A 16119-nucleotide genomic window follows, 5' to 3' on the forward strand; every position below is an offset into this window, starting at 1 on the left:
TTACTTAGAAAGAGTATCCTACTCCTGCATGCAAACCTTTCACATCCGTTTTATTTTGATTCATATTGTATTGATCATATTGATAGTACACATTTAAATCAATATCTGGACGTAATCCATAGGAAGCTCCCACTTGGTAAGTTCCTTTAATATCATTACCGAAACCTACTTTAGCAAAGCCTTCAATTTTATCAGCTAGTTGCGTGTGACCAATTACACCTGCTTGGTAACCAAACCCATTTTGTTTAGGTCCCATATCTACGTATGTACCAGCACCGTATACATTGATATTAGGATGTACCGCATAAGCACCAGCCAATTGATGATCTTTAATATCAGCACCTGTACGATGTACTTTATTGAAAGAATATTGTGCCGCTAAATTATCGGATACACCTTGCTGTGCAGATACGCCAAAGCCATCTTTACGTTTTGTATCTTGGGCTGTTTTTTTAGATAAAGAATATTCAGCGGCTACTTTTGTTTCGCCTGCATTAATATTTGTGACAGGAACAGCAGCTGCGAATGCAGAAGCACTAAAGGCAGCTAATACAGCTGTGGCTACTATGATTTTCTTCATAATATCCTCCTACTATGAGTATCTTATCGTTTCATGAAAGCTGGTACGTCTGGAGAGTTTCCTGTAGCACCGAATGGGCTTTTACGAGCAAAACTATTGGAAGAACCTTGGTCACCAAAACCAGTAGCTACCACAGTGATAAACACTTTGTCGCCTACATTTTCATCAATAACAGAACCGAAGATAATATTTGCTTCTGGATCTGCTGCTTCAGAAATAATTTCTGCTGCTTCATTAATTTCAAATAAGCTTAATTCTTCGCTACCAGTGATGTTTAACAAGATGCCTTTTGCACCGTCAATGGAAGTTTCCAATAGTGGGCTATTGATTGCTTGTTTCGCAGCATCTACAGCACGGTTTTCACCTTCGCCTACGCCGATACCCATCAATGCTTCACCTTGGTTTGTCATGATAGTTTTTACATCGGCAAAGTCAAGGTTGATTAAACCTGGTTTTGTAATTAAGTCAGAAATACCTTTGATACCTTGACGCAATACTTCGTCAGCTGTTAAGAACGCATCTTTCAAGGAAGTTTTACGATCAATGATACCCAACAAACGGTCATTTGGAATTGTGATGATAGTATCCACTTTACCAGTTAATGCTTCAATACCACGTTCAGCTTGTTCTTTACGTTTTTTACCTTCAAAGCCAAATGGTTTTGTCACAACACCCACTGTTAATGCGCCAGCTTCACGAGCACATTCTGCCACTACAGGAGCTGCACCAGTACCAGTACCACCTCCCATACCAGCAGTAACGAAAACCATGTCAGCACCTTGTAATGCTTTCAAAATATCTTCGCGACTTTCTTCTGCTGCTTCACGGCCTACTTCTGGATTCGCACCAGCGCCTAAGCCTTTAGTAGCCTTCTCACCAATTTGGATGCGAACAGGTACATTAGTACCATCTAATGCTTGTGTCTCTGTATTAGCTACTAAGAAATCAACATTTTCCAAGTCGCTGCCAATCATACGAGATACGGCATTTCCGCCGCCGCCACCAACACCAATAACTTTAATTTTTGCAAACTCTGACATCGAATGCTCCTCCTCTTTACTAGAGATATATTTCATATGCTATTACAATGACATTATACTACTAGTCTATCTTATCATTTATAATTTGCTTTTATTTTACAATATATTTTATATTTTTTCAATGAAAGTCAAAAATTGACTTTAAATTTTCTATGTATGTAGTCGTTTTGTTAATAATAATCTACGGATAGCCGCTGTATTTTGAAATAAACGCAACCCAAATGAGATCAATGCTACATAATATAAATCTATGCCTACCACATTTCCTAAAAATACCAATACTGCTGCTAATAAGGAATTAGAAAAGAACCCTGTAATAAAAATAGACAGTCCAAATGTTCTTTCTATAGCTGCTCTTGTGCCACCAAAAATAGAATCCAAGGCAGCTAAGAGTGCCACAGATGTATATTTAGCATAGGATACTGGCACATCAAAAGGTGTAATAATACCAATGATAATGCCTAGTAGTAATCCTCCTATAATCCACACATATACCATCATTGACCTCCCTTCACTTTGATGTAATTTTGTTTTATCGTTCCATCATAAGCAGGGACAGTTACATTCTCTTCGTCTTGAATTTTCACTTCAATCCCCCAATATTTGAGAGACTCTACTACACCACCTCTCATAGTAAGAGCCGAATGCAGTGTTTTTGTATCTCCAATGGCTTTAATGATAAATGGTGGAGCAAAAATTTTTCCATTGACTGTAACGGTTGGTCCTGAGCAACGAATTTCTGAAGTTCCTATCAACCGTTGGTCATTAATAGAAATAGCCTCTGCTCCAGCTGCTCTCAATTCATTGACAATACGTAGCATATCTTCATCATGAATTAAGTATAAATTAGGATTTTCTCCATCTTTCACAGGTGTTTTACTATCCGTTATAGTTAAAATCACGCCTGGACCTTCTACATCGACTAAGGAAGCCCTAAGGGCTAATAGTCGATTTTCTTCTTTCATACCCTCTAGACTTCCTTCTTCTTTCATAGTAGCAATTTGTTTTTTAAGGCCCGCCCGTTCTTCTTGAAGAGAGTGAATCTTTAGTGCCAACTCTCCACTTCTTTGTAAGTTTATATTGCCATCTGCAATAGTCTGCGTCATTCTGTACTGCGTAACAAGCATAACCCCTACAATCATACTTACTACAGCTATGGCGATACGCCCTTGTTTCAACTCTGTACTCCTTTATTGTGTTTTAATAAAAGGGGATTTAATATTTACATCGATAAACTCCGCAGATACATGACGTTGTGCAATATCCACAAGCATATCTGCAGTTATTTTTGCCTTTTCTTCTAAATTATTACGATCACCAATATGAATTGGCAATCCTTCTACCGTATAGGCAATCATTTTATCAGCATCACCTACATTGATTTCACCAATTTGCTTTCGTCCCTCTTCAGTGAAAGCCTCCATATACGCAATGGCTCCACGGATTCCTTCAGCTTCGATAGTATCACCTAATAATGCATTCCCTAACCGTACTCCAGAAATAATGGGTACAGTTGTGTCAGGAATGGTGGCACTACTAGCAATGACCATACCCTGTCGATCCAAGGAAACAAAACCAAATTGAGATGGAACTACAACCAACGCTTTTCGTTCTTTCACATCTACCTGCAAAGTAAGTGGTAATGCATAAGATACATGCGCCGTATCTACACGTATATCCTTTTGTAAACGCTCTTCTAAAGCGCCCGTTCTAACCCGCAAAATATTGACAGGATACCCTAAATCACCTATGTGTACCACATCTTCTGACGTTAATTGACTAGTTCCTATCACCTGAATTTGACCAATTGGCAACGGTAATGTAAAGAGACCGATTAATATGCAGGCACCAACGACTAGCTTCCAGACCGCTGGCTTTGATTGTTTGCGTGGTTTTAACTTCCGTCTACGTCGTACACGTTTAGTTCCTTCTGGTGTATCTATGGTCACAACTTCCCAGCCATCTTCTATGGAATACCTCTGTCTTTCATTCCTTGGTTGTTCCTCAAATGGAGGAACATTTTGCTCCTCTTGCGTTTGAAACCCATTTACATTCATAGCTACTCCTAAAATTTATGCAATCCAGCTGAATGAAGAATTTGTTCGCACAATTCAGGAAATTCAATTCCTATAGCTTTTGCTGCTTTAGGTACTAAAGATGTAGCTGTCATACCTGGTACTGTATTATATTCCAGTACAAACATGTCATCTGTGCTGTTCATCATAATATCCACACGAATGACACCAGCGCATTGCATTTGTTGATATACAGACTCTCCAATGCGTTGCATAGCAGCTGCTTGTTCATCTGTAATTGGTGCTGGCACTAAATAATCAGTAGCACCAGTTGTGTACTTAGAAGCATAATCATATTCCCCAGAATGTGGTCGAATTTCAATCACTGGTAAGGCTTTACCATCTAATACAGATACTGTAAATTCTCTACCATCTACAAATTCTTCTACTACGATAACATGGTCTATGTCTAATACTTGTTTTACTTCGGCATCAACAGTGGCTTCATCCTTAATAATTGCTACCCCAATACTAGAACCTTGGCTAGCTGCTTTCACAACAAATGGCACTGAAAAGTTAGCATGAATATCTTCTAAAATCGTATCCACAGGTTGTAATTGACTATCATAGGATTTTGAATTAGCTGTAGGAATCTGAGCCCCTAAAAATACATGTTTGCTCATTTTTTTATTCATTCCCACCGCATGCGCCATTACACCAGATCCCGTATAAGGAATACCTGCCATTTCAAGGGCCCCTTGTAAGGCTCCATCTTCCCCATATTTGCCATGAATCGCATTAAATACAACATCACAGTTTAAATCTTGTAAATCTTGTACTACTGTACTCGGATTACATTCTAATGTTGTAGCTGCATACCCTTTATTTTGTAATGCTTCCGCAATAGCTGCAGCCGTTCTTCTTGATACATCGGCTTCTTTTGATGGTCCTCCCATGAGGACAATAATACGTTTATCCTTCACTTTATTTTTCCTCCAATAAAGCTAATAGTTTAGGTCCAAATTGATTAATATTACCTGCCCCCATAGTGATGACTAAATCATTAGGTTCAATGTATTCTAATACGGTTTGGGGTAATGTATTGACATCTGCCACATAATGAGTCTCTTTGCCTGTCAATTCTTTAATCATCAATGGAATGGACATACCATCAATCCCCGCCTCAGGTTTTTCACCAGCACTATAAATGTCTGTAATGAACACTAGATCAGCTTCTTTGAAAGCCGTACCAAACTCACGCAACAATAATTTTGTACGACTATACCGATGTGGCTGGAATAAAATTACTACTCGATGGTCTTCCAAAGATTTTGCTGCTTTAATAGTAGCTGCAATTTCTGTAGGATGATGGGCATAATCATCTACCACCCAAACATCTTTTACATGACCTTTCGTCTCAAATCGACGTTTCGCACCAATAAATTTACGCAATGCTCGAGCAACTACTTCAAAGGAAATTCCTTCTCCCAAGGCCACTACCAGAGCACCTAGTGCATTCAACGCATTATGTTGACCCGGTACAGCTAAACGCAAGGTACCCAGTATAGTATCATTATGAACTACTTCAAAGGTAGTAATCCCTTGTTCAATGCGTAAATTCTCAATTCTATAATCGTTGCCTGCTCCTAAACCATACGTAATACATGTACGCTTAATATCAGGCATAATCCGTCGAATCGAAGGATTATCACCACATACTACAGCAATACCATCTTCTGGTAATTTCATAGAAAACTCCGTGAAAGCTCGCAATAAGTTTTCCACCGTTCGATAATGGTCCATGTGGTCATTTTCAATATTCGTGATTACAATACGCTTAGGATTTAAGTGCAAGAAAGAACCATCACTTTCGTCAGCTTCAGCAATACTATATTTACCTTTACCTACATGGCTACTACCATTTAAATAATCCACTTCTCCACCAATGATGATGGTTGGATCTTGGTTTGCTTCCATAAAAATTTGCCCAATCATAGACGTAGTTGTCGTCTTACCATGTGCACCAGCCACAGCAATACCATAGGTTTCATCTAACACTGCTTTTACCACGTCGGAACGGTGTAAAATTGGAATATTTCGCTCTCTAGCCCCTACAATTTCAGGGTTATCATCATGGATCGCAGTAGAGCGAATAACCACATCCACTCCTTCTACATGAGTAGCATCATGGCCCATAAAAATAGTAGCCCCTGCATTTCTAAATTTTTCTGTAATCGCAGATTCTTGAATATCGGAACCAGATACAATAAATCCTTTTTCAATCAATACATGCGCAATAGCACGCATGCCAGAACCTGCAATTCCAATTAAATGTATACGTTGATAGGTATCTAACATAGAGATACTCCCTCCTATGATTTCTTAATGGATAGTGCCAACTTAGCAATTTCTATAGCTGCCTCAGGCTTTCCTAATTGTAATGTAGCTTCAGCCATACGTTTGCGACATCTCTGATCCGCTAACATTGCATCTACCGCTTGCAATAACCTTGTACCGTTTAATTCTTTATCTACTATCATCGTAGAAGCACCGGCGTCTACAAATGCTTTCGCATTAAATGTTTGATGGTCAGCAGCTGCATAAGGATAAGGGATTAAAATAGATGGTATGCCACGCACCGCTAATTCTGCTAGCCCTATTGCTCCCGATCTAAAAATCGCCATATCTGATGCAGCCATGGCCATATCCATATTGTCTAAATAAGGAACAATATGTGATGTTGAGCTGTATACATCACCTTCTTGTATACCTAAGCTTTCACAAACACGACTGTATTCATCAGTACCTGTAGCGTGGATAATTTTAATATCCTCTCTACCTTTATAATGCTCATGAACGGCTTGCATCGCTGTATTAATACTCCGTGCACCACGAGATCCTCCAGCTACTAAGATAGCTGTTTGATCATCTTGTAAACCAAAGTACGCTCTAGCCTCTTCCCGATTTGCAGTCATTACACTTGGACGTACCGGATTGCCTGTATATATAACTTTCTTTGCGCTTGGAAAATGTGGAATCGCTTCTTCATATCCTACAGCTACTACATCAACAAATCGGCTTAAAATTTTATTCGTTATGCCTGGCACTACATTTTGTTCTTGAATTAATGTAGGAATCCCACGTAAAGCAGCTGCTAATAGTAGAGGACCACATACATAGCCACCAGTACCAATGACAATATCTGGTTTAAAATCAGATAGTAACCGATTTGCTTTCCACAAGGAGGACAGTGTTTTACCTGCTGTTACCAAAGTATCTAAGGACAATTTACGTTGCAATCCTTGTACAGGTAATGTAGTAAATGGAATCCCTTCTTTAGGAACAATGCGTGACTCAAGTCCTCTTTCAGTTCCTACATAAAGAAAGTTAGCATCTACCATTGTTTCTAATGTTTTATAAATCGTGAGAGCTGGATAAATATGACCTCCAGTACCTCCGCCTGAAATCATGATATTCATGTATGACCCCTTACAATCGTTCTACTAATCTTCTGAAATGATCGCCTCTATCTTCAAATCGTGCATACCAGTCAAAACTTGCACAGGCTGGAGATAATAATACTACATCCCCATCTTCCGCAATGCGAGCACTTAAGGATACTGCATCTTCCATAGATTTACAACGATGAATGTGTGGCACTCCTACTTTAACAGCGGCTTCAGCAAAACGCTGTGCTGCTTCACCAATAAGAATTAGCTCTTTTACATTGGTTTTCACTAGCTCCATCATTTCTTCCAGATCTGTCATTTTATCTTTGCCGCCTGCAATCAATACAAGAGGTGCAGTAAAAGACTCTAAAGCTTTAATGGTAGAGTCCGTATTAGTTGCTTTAGAATCATTATAATACGTAACTCCATTTAGGGTACGAATTCTTTCTAAACGATGTGCCACACCATGAAATTTTGCAATAGCCCGATAGATATCTTCTACTGGTACACCCAACGCATAAGTTAAAGCTATAACACTCAGAATATTTTCAATATTGTGAGATCCTGGAATATGGATATCTTTTGTCGTAATCACTGGTACGGCATTTCCATGCATCACTGCATAGCATGTGTTGTTTTCAAAATACGCCCCATCTGTGACAGGTCTTTCTTGACTAATTCCTAATACATGGCCTTTTACTCGTTTTTCCATATCAGCCACAATAGGAGAATCAAAGTTTAACACTGTCCAATCCCCTAATTCTTGATTGCGGAATATATTTTCCTTAGCCTCTTGGTATCGTTCCATCGTTTTATGACGCAACAAATGGTCTGGTGTCACATTTAGCAAGATAGCTCCTTTAGTACGAAACTTATCAATACTCTCCAATTGATACGATGAAAGTTCAGCCACTAACACACCTGTTTCAGGTACTGCCAAGGCTTGTTCACTAAGAGAGTAGCCAATATTCCCCCCTACATAAACGTCCCATTTTGCTTCTTTCAATACTTCTGCTAATAAAGAAGTCGTTGTCGTTTTACCATTAGTACCAGTCACACCTAAAATAGGAGCTTTTGAGACTTCATAGGCAATTTCCACTTCCCCTACTACGGGAATATTTCTTTTTTTCGCCTCTTGAATAATAGGTATCTCTAAAGAAATACCAGGTGATACAACCACTCTTGTAGCTGTATCAAGTAACACAAAATCTTGTTGCCCTGTAATCACTTCTATATGATTCTCTGCCAAATACTGACTTTCAGCAGGATCAAAATCAATTTTTTTATAATCATTAAGCGTCACTGTTGCGCCTAATTTAGCCAATGTGTGGGCTACACCAATACCACTAAGACCCGCACCTAATACCAATACATGAGAATCTGAATAATCCATTCTAACCACCTAACCCTATATGCAAGAATAACGGCTCTTACTAGTAGAGCCGTAATCTATATTATTTCATACTAAGAAGTGCAATACCCAATAATGCCATTACCAAAGAAACAGCCCAGAATACATATACCACTTTTCGCTCACTCCAGCCACCTAATTCAAAGTGATGGTGAATTGGGCTCATACGGAAAATACGAACACCTCGAGTTTTAAAAGATGCTACCTGCAAAATAACAGATAAGGCTTCTACTACAAATACAAAGCCTATGACAATTAATAAAAGTTCTGTTTTTGTAGCAATGGCCATCCCTGCAAAAGCACCACCTAATGCTAATGAACCTGTATCTCCCATAAATACTTTCGCTGGATTCGCATTAAAATATAAGAATCCTAAGCAAACCGCACTCACGACAATACCAAAGAAGGTAACACTTAAGGAGCCTACTAATAATCCTACCACTGCGAAGGCAGCCCCTGCAATAGCAGAAATACCAGTTGCCAATCCATCTAAGCCATCAGTTAAGTTAACAGCATTCGTTGTTCCTAAAATAATGATAAATGCCAATATATAATACGCATAACCAAGATCTATAGTGATATCTACTAATGGAATCCATAAAGTAGTTGGCAATGCTGCATACGCGATTGAGATATAACAAAATACGACAGCCAATACCGCTTGACCTAGTAATTTTTGTTTCGCCGTTAATCCTAAGTTACGACGTTTGACAGCTTTGATAAAATCATCACTAAATCCTAATGCACCATGGCCTAAGGTTAAAAATAATAGCATCCACAATGTTACAGAATAGGGTGGTACTATGCAAACTGTGATGACTAAAGCTAGCATCATAAATAATCCACCCATTGTTGGTGTTCCAGCTTTAGCTAAATGTGCCTGAGGTCCATCTTCACGAATCGACTGTTGTGCTTTCAATCGCTGTAATAGAGGAATCCCTATTTTACCGAATACTAATGTACTTACTAGGGCTAAGCCAAAGGCTAATGCATAGTCCATATTCATGTCACATGTCTCCTTACTTATTCATGTCGTTCTTTAAAATCTTCAATAATACGTTCCATTTTTAGGCCACGGGACCCTTTTACTAGAATCACATCACCTTCTTGTCTTACATCATAATAGGCATTGGCAATATCAAGATGACTCTTTCCTACATAGACATAAGGAACCCCTGCTTCTTTTGCTACGGAGGCTGTTATTTTCATCATATCGCCGAAGGTAAACACCATATCATAGTGCTCTTCTCCGAGAATCCTGCCAATCTCTTCATGAGCTATTTTGGAATGCTCACCTAACTCTAACATATCTCCTAGCATAGCAATTTTACGTGTCCCTTGCAACTGTCCCATAGCTCGAATGGACTCTGCCATACTATTTGGATTTGCATTGTACGCATCATTTAATACTGTGAAAGTTGGAAAAGCTACAATCTCTTGACGCATAGGTATGCCTGGAAACTCTTTAAAAGCCTCCACAATTTCTGCTTTCGGTACACCTAAAATCGTCCCTACTGCAATCGCCGATAATGCATCATACACATTGTGAATCCCAATCATAGGTAAAAATACATTCCAATCACCTGATGTATCATGAACAATAAAGTTAATACCTTTCGCTGTATATTCTAATTGAGTCCCTTGTACCTGAGAACCCTCTTGCATACCGTAGGTCATCACCCTTGCCTCCGTTACGTTAGACATAGGCAATACAAAAGGATCATCATGATTCAATACAGCTGCTCCTGTACTTGGTAAGGCTTCAATCAATTCTTGTTTCGCTTTTCCAATATTTTCTTGAGACCCTAATAGTTCAATGTGGCTAGTACCTACATTAGTAATAACCCCTATTGTAGGCTCTGCAATCTCTGCTAGTTCAGCAATTTGACCAAGCCCACGCATCCCCATTTCAAGAACACATACATCATGGTCTTCCGTCAATTGCAATAACATCTTTGGAACGCCAATTTCATTATTATAATTCTTTTCTGTTTTGAGCACTGTAAAGGCTTTTTCTAATACAGCGCTAATCATTTCCTTTGTGGTTGTTTTCCCAGAGGAACCAGTAATACCAATGACAGGGATTGGGAAACGTCTACGATGATAGGTTGCTAATTGTTGATATGCTTGTAATGTATCTTCTACTTCAATACAAACTAAGCCATCGATCTTTTTACCTCGTTTCACCACAGCACCAGTAGCACCACGTTCTTTTGCCACTGCAAGGAAATCATGACCATCAAATGTCATTCCTTCCAAAGCAACAAATAATCCATTTTTCCCAATTGTACGGGTATCAGTTGATACATCAGCAAAGGAACAAGTACTTGTTCCTACATAGAACCCTTGTGTTGCCTCTAGTACTTCTTGCACTGTAAATTGTGCCATATTATCTCTCCTTCAAGGCTTCTCTTGCCACTTCACGATCATCAAAATGGATAGTTTCATCTTTTAAAATTTGATAATCTTCATGGCCTTTACCTGCAATGATAACTACATCTCCTGTAGTGGCCTCTTTGATCGCCTTATGAATCGCCTCACGACGGTCTACAATGACTTCGTAGGTTACACCATCATGTAAACCTTCTTTCACACCTACCTCGACATCTTTTACGATTTGTACTGGATCTTCTGTTCGAGGGTTATCCGATGTCACAAATACGCAATCTCCAAATTGTGATGCAATACGTCCCATAATAGGGCGTTTTGTAGCATCTCTGTCACCACCACAACCAAAGACAACTAAAATACGATTCTCTACAATCTTCTTCGCAGTTTGTAAAATATTTTCTAATCCATCTGGTGTATGAGCATAATCTACAACGACTGCAAAATCTTGTCCTTCTTCAATGAGCTCAAATCGACCTGGTACAGCTGTAAAAGTAGACAATGCTTTCACAATCTGTTTCATCGTCAACCCTTCATATAAGGCAGCCCCTACAGCTGCTAAGGTATTATACACATTGAACATACCTGCAATTTTCGTAGAAATCGGATAGGTTTTTCCTTCATAGGATAAGGTGAATTGGGAAGATTTAGCAGTAATCGCCAAATCAGAAGCATTCATTGTACCTTTGCCTTCTGTACTGTAAGTAATCATAGGTGCTGTAGTCACATCTACAATCGCTTGACCATAGGCATCATCTACATTAATAACAGCGCCCTTACCTTCTTTCACCTGATAGGAGGCACTAACTTGTTTAAATAGCTTAGCTTTTGCCGCTAAATAATTATCAAATGTTTTGTGGAAATCCAAATGGTCTTGTGTCAAATTAGTGAATACGGCTGTATCATATTCTACTCCTGCTGTACGTCCTAATGCTAAGGCATGAGAAGATACTTCCATGATACAATGTGTGACACCAGCATCCACCATTTGTTGTAAAATTTGCTGTAAATCCGCTACATCTGGAGTTGTGTTATGAATTGGATAGGATTGGTCATCAATTAAGATGTGTACTGTTCCAATAATGCCCACTGTATAGCCTTGAGACCGTAACATATGACCAATGATATGCGTCGTCGTAGTTTTACCATTCGTACCAGTTACACCAATCATACGCATTTTAGATGCTGGATAATCATAAAAAAATGGAACAGCATCTTGCAAGGCTTGTCTTGTATCCTCAACATATAGTACAGCTACATGTTCTGGCACTGTCACTGGTTTAGAGGCAATAATCGCTACTGCGCCATCTTCTACAGCTTTATCTACAAAATTGTGAGCATCCACTGTAGCGCCCACTAAACAGATAAATAAGCTACCTTCTTGTACTGTTCTAGAGTCAGCCGTAATATGGCTAACAACGGATGTCAAAGGACCTTCTACTTTCGTAGGAGATACAACCTTTACAATTTCTTCCACTCGTTTCATATTGATTCCTCCAATCATAGAGAAAGCAGCCCAAAAGGACTGCCTTCATCATTCTCTAATATCCTTTTTCATCGTCACATTTCGTTCTTCCACTGTATTTTTACTAGTGTAAACGAAATTATCTGGTAATACCATGCCAAGTTTTTGTTGCGCTATTTTTTGAATGCGCGTAGGAGATCTTAGTTCTGCTAACCCTAAATTATATTCATAATTAGTACGATTTTCTAACACGATTTGTTCCTGTAAATTGACTGTTTCTTTACGTGCATTTTCAGTTACACCTGTTAAGAGCAAGCAAGTCATACCTAGAACCATCGCCAGCAATACAGTTAACAAACACTGACGCATATCTGGGGTTAAATCCCAAATGAACGCTTGCGTTTTTACTTTCTTCTTTCTGACGGGCTCTACATAAGGCGCTGATTGCTCCCAGTACGCAGCCTTTCGTACTAACATATATATTCCTCCTAACTATAATTTTACGGCTACCCTTAACTTGGCACTACGGGACCGTGGATTCTCGTCTACTTCTTTATCACTTGGCTCTATGGCCTTATTTTTTGCTTTCACAGTAGGTACATGATGACACACACAGACTGGTAAATTCGGTGGGCAGGTACATCCCTGTGCTAACTCTTTAAAAGTTTTCTTTGTAATTCTATCCTCTAAAGAATGAAATGTAATCACTGCAATTCTTCCACCTGGTTGCAACATAGATACAGCATCTACAAATGCATCATGCAAAATCTGAAGTTCCTGATTCACTTCTATGCGAAGCGCCTGGAATGTTCTTTTTGCTGGATGGGGGCCATCTTGTCTAGCCTTTGCTGGAATCGCACGTTTAATGATATCCACCAACTGAAAGGTAGTCACTATAGGCATTTCTTCTCTAGCTTCTACGATAAATTGAACAATCCGTTTTGCCCATCGTTCTTCACCGTACTCCCAGATAATCCGATATAAGTCATCACTAGAATAGGTATTTACTATCGTTTCTGCGGTCAACGTACCAGTTTGATTCATACGCATATCCAAGGGACCATCTTGCATATAAGAAAACCCTCGTTCCGCTGTATCTAGTTGATGACTCGATACACCTAAGTCAAAGACAAATCCATCGACTTTATTAATTCCTGCCTCTTGTAATGCTTGCTTTAAGTTAGAGAAATTAGTTTTAATGACTTTCACCCGGCAAGTTAAATCAGATAATCTCTGAGAGGCTGCCTCTAATGCCGCTACGTCTTGATCTAAACCAACAATCATACCTTCTGAAGATAACCGTTCACCAATAGCATGGGAATGTCCCCCACCACCTAATGTACAGTCCACATAGGTTCCATTTGGTTTAATCGCCAATCCTTCTAGCGTTTCATTGAGCAATACACTCACATGATGAAAGTCCATAATTCCTCACTTAAAATCCAATATCATCCAAATCAAGTTCTTCTGCCATCGCCTCAATATTTCCATAAATTTCGTTGTTATATGCTTCCCAACGAGTTTTACTCCAAATCTCGATGCGTTCACCATTACCAACCACCACTACATCTTTTTTTAGCTCACCATGGGCACGTAGATTACTAGGTATCAACACTCGACCTTGTTTATCAAACTCAAGGTCAGCAGCACCACCTACAAAAAAACGAACTAGCCCACGCTGATTGGCTTTATTTGAGCTTTGAGAACTTAATTTTTTTGCAATTTCATCAAATTTTTCTTGGGTATAAATGGCTAAGGTATTATCAAAATATCGTGTCACAACACAAGTTTCTCCTAGTTGTTCACGCATTTTGGCGGGAATAATCATGCGCCCTTTACTATCAATTGTATGTGAAAATTCACCTTTAAACATAGTAAGGACACCTCCTTTTCTCTCACCCATTTGCCCTATTTACCACTATATGGTAAATTTTACCACAAATCCCCACTTTTCACAACAAAATAACCACCCAATTTATAGATATTTATACATTTTTTTCCTACAATCCGTTAATAGCGAACAAATTTATAAATATTTATGTATATGTTCGCGTATAAGCAATAATATCGAACATTTTTAACTAGATAATAGAGTGGGAAAAAGTGGAAGATTTTTTCCATTTTTCTTCAATTTTAATATTTACTAACTATAGAATAGGCTATTTTTATCCTATATTTATGTAAATATAAAGGTAATCTAAGAATTTTCATAATATGACAAGGCATATCAATCCCATAAGACAGAAAAAAGACAGGTGAATCTAGATTCACCTGTCTTTTCCTAACAGTTATTATGTCATATTCTATTCTCTCTATTCTATCGTATTATAACTGCCCTACACGTTTCATAGCATCATAAATTCGTTGTGCCAATCCAGTAATTTGTCTTTTAGGAATGGAACATACGGCAATGCGAACACCACCGGCTACAGGAATTAAAAATACATTTTCTTTTTTCAATTCATCTGCCAAGGCCTTTGGATTATCACTTGGAATTGTTGCAAAGAAACCACCCATGTATGGCAACATCGGTAAGCCAATCGCTTTTCCTTCACATTCCAAGATACCTGCCCGTTCTTCTACGAGACGAGAGTAGCAATTACGTTCCTCTTCATAACGTTTTAATTTTTCAGAATCAAGCACGATATTAGCGACCGTACGCATAGCCGGTCTATTAATGTTAGACCAAGTACCACGAGATGTCATTTGGTTAATATCAAAAAACTCCTGTGCCACTTCTTTATCAGAAGTAATCCCTAACATGCAACCAACACGTTGACCATACATGGTAAATCCTTTGGAAATACTATAGCATACGACTGTTAAAATATCTTTTGACAAATGTTCGAACTTTTTAAAGAATCGACGTACATCTTCTTTAGGTCCAGAGAAATCAATATACGCGGCATCTACACCAATAATAACTTTATTTTTACCAGTATTGACGATGCGTTTCACCAAATCTAATACCTTATCCCAATCACTGTCACATAAGGAAAACCCTGTTGGGTTATTGCCAGGTGTATTAAAAATAACCAGCACATTTTCTTGCTTCTCAGCAATTTCCAACATCAAAGATTGTAAAGCTTCAAAATTGAAACCATAATTCTCATCAAATAAAGGATATGTAATTAATTCGCGTCCATTATCTTGGCATATTTGCTTGTATGCCCCCCAGTACCAATCAGCGGTAATTACCTTATCACCTAGTTCTGTATAATTGTGAACTAAGTGATGAATACCACCTGTACCACCCGCTGTGGCTATCCCTTCAATATAGGCATCTGGCCGAGATTGTCCAAAGCATTCTTGTTTACATGCTTCTACAAATTCTTTTAACCCTTCAATCGGTGCATATGCAACATATTCATTACGTGGCAAATTACGAAACTCATCTTCTACCACTTTCAAGAAAACAATGTCGCCATTTTCATCTAGGATAGATCCGACAGTTCCAATTAATACATTTTCTTTGCCATATTGTTTCGCTGCCTCTTGAGCTTGTGAGTTTGTCGCGAAGATGACATCGTTTGCTTTTTTCCCACGTGCTTGTTTTGCTGCCATACTCATAGTAAACACCTTCCTATATTAGTTATATATATTTTATATTTATAATACTAGTTTACAAGAAAAATCATTCTCCTACAAGATATGTAGCTCATGTATACACAATAGTTTTTGGCACCATTCAATTCTTCTTATATTGTAATAAATGTCACCATACAATATAGCGTATGTAATCAAAATACTTTTTACAGTGATTATTCGTTA

The 16119-nt window shown here is 38.5% G+C and carries 16 protein-coding genes; all 16 read right to left on the reverse strand.

Translation table 11 applies throughout. From position 1 onward, the window contains the following. Positions 1-4 precede the first annotated feature (4 nt). Positions 5-580: an outer membrane beta-barrel protein gene (locus EO116_RS00740; RefSeq protein WP_127160215.1), complete on the reverse strand. Its 576-nt coding sequence runs from the start codon at positions 578-580 to the stop codon at positions 5-7. A gap of 23 nt (positions 581-603) precedes the next feature. Beyond that, positions 604-1620 (reverse strand): cell division protein FtsZ, encoded by a 1017-nt coding sequence (gene ftsZ / locus EO116_RS00745; RefSeq protein WP_240629084.1) that lies wholly within the window; start codon positions 1618-1620, stop codon positions 604-606. Positions 1621-1770: 150 nt separating this feature from the next. Next, positions 1771-2118, reverse strand: coding sequence for a small basic family protein (locus tag EO116_RS00750; RefSeq protein ID WP_240629085.1), 348 nt, complete (start codon positions 2116-2118; stop codon positions 1771-1773). Beyond that, the gene (locus EO116_RS00755) at positions 2118-2798 is read right to left on the reverse strand and encodes a DUF881 domain-containing protein (protein WP_127160218.1); all 681 of its coding nucleotides are present in this window, start codon (positions 2796-2798) and stop codon (positions 2118-2120) included. The genes EO116_RS00750 and EO116_RS00755 overlap by 1 nt, the downstream gene beginning before the upstream one ends. Before the next feature lie 12 nt (positions 2799-2810). Continuing rightward, the gene (locus tag EO116_RS00760) at positions 2811-3677 is read right to left on the reverse strand and encodes a cell division protein FtsQ/DivIB (protein ID WP_127160219.1); all 867 of its coding nucleotides are present in this window, start codon (positions 3675-3677) and stop codon (positions 2811-2813) included. Positions 3678-3685: 8 nt separating this feature from the next. Further along, positions 3686-4618 carry a D-alanine--D-alanine ligase gene (locus EO116_RS00765; RefSeq protein WP_127160220.1) on the reverse strand — a complete coding sequence of 311 codons (933 nt, stop codon included), beginning with the start codon at positions 4616-4618 and terminating at the stop codon, positions 3686-3688. Between the two features lies 1 nt (position 4619). Continuing rightward, on the reverse strand, positions 4620-5993 hold the full coding sequence (murC, locus tag EO116_RS00770) for a UDP-N-acetylmuramate--L-alanine ligase (protein WP_127160221.1): 1374 nt from the start codon (positions 5991-5993) through the stop codon (positions 4620-4622). 14 nt (positions 5994-6007) lie between these two features. Further along, a complete protein-coding gene (gene murG, locus EO116_RS00775) occupies positions 6008-7114 on the reverse strand; it encodes an undecaprenyldiphospho-muramoylpentapeptide beta-N-acetylglucosaminyltransferase (protein WP_127160222.1) in 1107 nt (368 codons plus the stop codon). A 10-nt stretch (positions 7115-7124) separates the two neighbouring features. Beyond that, on the reverse strand, positions 7125-8477 hold the full coding sequence (gene murD / locus EO116_RS00780) for a UDP-N-acetylmuramoyl-L-alanine--D-glutamate ligase (protein ID WP_127160223.1): 1353 nt from the start codon (positions 8475-8477) through the stop codon (positions 7125-7127). A 61-nt stretch (positions 8478-8538) separates the two neighbouring features. Continuing rightward, the gene (gene mraY / locus EO116_RS00785; protein WP_127160224.1) at positions 8539-9501 is read right to left on the reverse strand and encodes a phospho-N-acetylmuramoyl-pentapeptide-transferase; all 963 of its coding nucleotides are present in this window, start codon (positions 9499-9501) and stop codon (positions 8539-8541) included. 17 nt (positions 9502-9518) lie between these two features. Then, the gene (gene murF, locus EO116_RS00790) at positions 9519-10883 is read right to left on the reverse strand and encodes a UDP-N-acetylmuramoyl-tripeptide--D-alanyl-D-alanine ligase (RefSeq protein ID WP_127160225.1); all 1365 of its coding nucleotides are present in this window, start codon (positions 10881-10883) and stop codon (positions 9519-9521) included. Between the two features lies 1 nt (position 10884). Further along, positions 10885-12369 (reverse strand): UDP-N-acetylmuramoyl-L-alanyl-D-glutamate--2,6-diaminopimelate ligase, encoded by a 1485-nt coding sequence (locus tag EO116_RS00795; protein ID WP_127160226.1) that lies wholly within the window; start codon positions 12367-12369, stop codon positions 10885-10887. A gap of 48 nt (positions 12370-12417) precedes the next feature. Then, on the reverse strand, positions 12418-12825 hold the full coding sequence (locus EO116_RS00800; RefSeq protein ID WP_127160227.1) for a cell division protein FtsL: 408 nt from the start codon (positions 12823-12825) through the stop codon (positions 12418-12420). Between the two features lie 15 nt (positions 12826-12840). Then, positions 12841-13773 (reverse strand): 16S rRNA (cytosine(1402)-N(4))-methyltransferase RsmH, encoded by a 933-nt coding sequence (gene rsmH / locus EO116_RS00805; RefSeq protein WP_127160228.1) that lies wholly within the window; start codon positions 13771-13773, stop codon positions 12841-12843. A 10-nt stretch (positions 13774-13783) separates the two neighbouring features. After that, positions 13784-14221, reverse strand: coding sequence for a division/cell wall cluster transcriptional repressor MraZ (gene mraZ, locus EO116_RS00810; RefSeq protein ID WP_127147949.1), 438 nt, complete (start codon positions 14219-14221; stop codon positions 13784-13786). A 452-nt stretch (positions 14222-14673) separates the two neighbouring features. Beyond that, a complete protein-coding gene (locus EO116_RS00815) occupies positions 14674-15918 on the reverse strand; it encodes an aminotransferase class I/II-fold pyridoxal phosphate-dependent enzyme (protein ID WP_127160229.1) in 1245 nt (414 codons plus the stop codon). Positions 15919-16119 lie beyond the last annotated feature (201 nt).

Origin of the sequence: Veillonella sp. VA137 (assembly GCF_003992015.1) — a bacterium.
Taxonomy (GTDB): Bacteria; Bacillota; Negativicutes; order Veillonellales; family Veillonellaceae; genus F0422.